This is a genomic window from Pseudomonas sp. PA-4-8C, assembly GCF_021606625.1.
Lineage (GTDB): Bacteria > Pseudomonadota > Gammaproteobacteria > Pseudomonadales > Pseudomonadaceae > Aquipseudomonas > Aquipseudomonas lactis.
Window position 1 is genome coordinate 1 of the sequence record NZ_WKCD01000466.1, and the last position, 2,242, is coordinate 2,242.

The 2,242-nt window shown below is 63.8% G+C and carries 3 protein-coding genes; 2 read left to right on the forward strand and 1 reads right to left on the reverse strand.

Annotation, left to right across the window (positions count from 1 at the left end; genetic code table 11):
- A partial coding sequence (locus tag GIW04_RS29965) for a LysR substrate-binding domain-containing protein (protein WP_236479557.1) occupies positions 1-633 on the reverse strand: 633 nt, incomplete at its 3' end.
- 94 nt (positions 634-727) lie between these two features.
- Here GIW04_RS29965 and GIW04_RS29970 point away from each other — a divergent pair.
- A complete protein-coding gene (locus tag GIW04_RS29970) occupies positions 728-1,912 on the forward strand; it encodes an MFS transporter (RefSeq protein ID WP_120248118.1) in 1,185 nt (394 codons plus the stop codon).
- A 64-nt stretch (positions 1,913-1,976) separates the two neighbouring features.
- Positions 1,977-2,242: SDR family NAD(P)-dependent oxidoreductase (locus tag GIW04_RS29975; protein ID WP_236479556.1), on the forward strand; the 266-nt coding region annotated here is incomplete at its 3' end.

Sequence of the window (2,242 nt, forward strand, 5' to 3'; positions counted from 1 at the left end):
CTCCCGCCCCTCCACCCGAAACGGCCAATCCGGCGCCGCTCTGCGGAAGTTGAAGCGCAGGCAGTTGTGTTGCAGTAAATCCTGCGGCGTCACGGGGGTGCCATGCCGTGCCAGGTACTCCGGCGAGGCGACGATAACCTGCCCGGTAGAGCCGATAAGACGAGCGGTCAGGGGGCTGTCGGCGAGGGGGCCGAAGCGGATGGCGACGTCGGCCTGGCCACCGAGAATATCCACGACTTCGTCGCCGAGCATCAGGTCGACGACGATGGCGGGATAGCGAGCGCTGAAGGCGGCGATCAGGGGGACGATGGTCATGCGGCCGTGGGCCAGTGCGGCGCTGACGCGCAGGCGCCCGCGTGGGGCGCCCTGGTCGGTGATGGCGTCTTCGACTTCGGCCATGTCGGCGAGGATGCGCCGCGCGCCGCGCAGGTAGGCTTCGCCTTCGGCGGTGAAGGTGATGGCGCGGGTGGTGCGCAGCAGCAGGCGGGTGCCGATGCGCTGTTCGGTGCGGGTGATGATGCGGCTGATGGCCGAGGGGGTCAGCCCCAAAGCCCTGGCCGCACCCGACAGGCTGCCGTGCTCGGCGACCATGGTGAACACTTCCATCTCTCCCGACCGCCCGCCGCTGTCCATTTGTGCCTCCTGCGCAAAGCTGTAGTTCCCAAGCAAGGGCTACTGCTGCAAAAGGCAGGATTGTAGCATTTGGCTCACAGATGAGGAGTCACCCATGCGTATCAATCCCCCCCTTGTAGCATTGTCCGTCGGTGCCTTTGGCATCGGGGTCACAGAGTTTGCACCTATGGGCATGTTGCCCGGTATCGCCGCTGATCTTGATGTCTCCATTCCCGCTGCGGGCCTGTTGGTGAGCGCCTACGCCATGGGCGTATTGATTGGCGCGCCGATCATGACCCTGGCAACGGCCAGGGTGCCCCGCCGTTATTTGCTGATCGGGCTGATGGCGATTTTTACCCTGGGTAATTTGCTGTCAGCGTTGGCCAGCAACTACCAGACGCTGATGATCGCCAGGCTGGTGACGTCGCTTAATCACGGCGCGTTCTTTGGGATTGGCTCGATTGTGGCCGCAAGCCTGGTGGCGCCCGAGAAGCGCGCGGGCGCTGTGGCGGCGATGTTCATGGGGCTGACCCTCGCAACCATTGGCGGCGTGCCCCTGGCGACCTGGTTTGGCGAGAACTTCGGTTGGCGTACCGCGTTCTGGGGCATCAGTGGGCTCGGCGCGGTGGTCATGGCGGCGCTGTGGTGGGCATTGCCCAATACTCCCGCGCCCAAGGGTGGCGGGCTGATGGCGGAAATCCGTGTGCTGGGTCGCGGGCCGGTGCTGGCCGCGTTGGCGCTGACCGTGGTGGGCTCGAGTGCGATGTTTACGGTATTCACCTACATCGCGCCGATTCTGCGCGACGTCACCCACGCTTCGACCAACTTCGTCACCGGGATGCTGGTGCTGTTCGGAGTCGGGCTAACCCTGGGCAATGTGTGGGGTGGCAAGTCTGCGGACCGCTCGGTGGACCGCACCCTGATCATCTCGCTGGTGGTGTTGATTGCCGTGCTGTTGGCCTTCTCGGTCCTTATGCCGTGGCCGCTGCCTGCGGCGCTGTCGATCCTGCTGTGGGGCGCTGCCAGCTTTGCCCTGGTGCCGCCGTTGCAGATGCGGGTGATGGAGGCAGCAAAGGACGCGCCTAACCTGGCTTCGGCGATGAACATCGGTGCGTTCAATTTTGGGAATGCGATTGGTGCGGCGTTGGGGGGTGCGGTGATCAATGCCGGGTTGGGCTATCCGGCCATTTCACTGGCAGGCGCGATCATGGCTGGGCTGGGTTTGCTGATGGTGCTGGGTTTGGGCTGGCGTGCGCGGCGTGCAGGTTTGCGGACTTGCCCGGAAGCGGTGCAAGCGTAAGTACACGCTGGAAAGCCCCACCCAACTGCCTTATAACTACGCCCTCCAGTCAAGGAGACGCGTAATGAAAACCATGGTAGTTGGCGCCAGCAAAGGCCTGGGCAAAGCCCTGATCGAAGGGTTGGGCGAAGCCGGGGATACGCTGATCGGTGTATCCCGCAGCCGTCCTGACCAGCTCAACCACAAGGCTGATGTGCAGGTGCACTGGATCGAAGCCAACCTGGCCGAACCCGCCAAAGCTGCTCAGACCATTGAAGCTTCGGTGGTCGAGAGCGGGCTGGATACCCTGATCTACAACCTGGGTATCTGGGAAGAGTTTGCCTTCGATCC

What these genes read in the sequence shown, in the direction of transcription:
- GIW04_RS29970 (WP_120248118.1), top strand. Translation starts at nt 728, where the DNA reads ATGCGTATCAATCCCCCCCTTGTAGCATTGTCCGTCGGTGCCTTTGGC.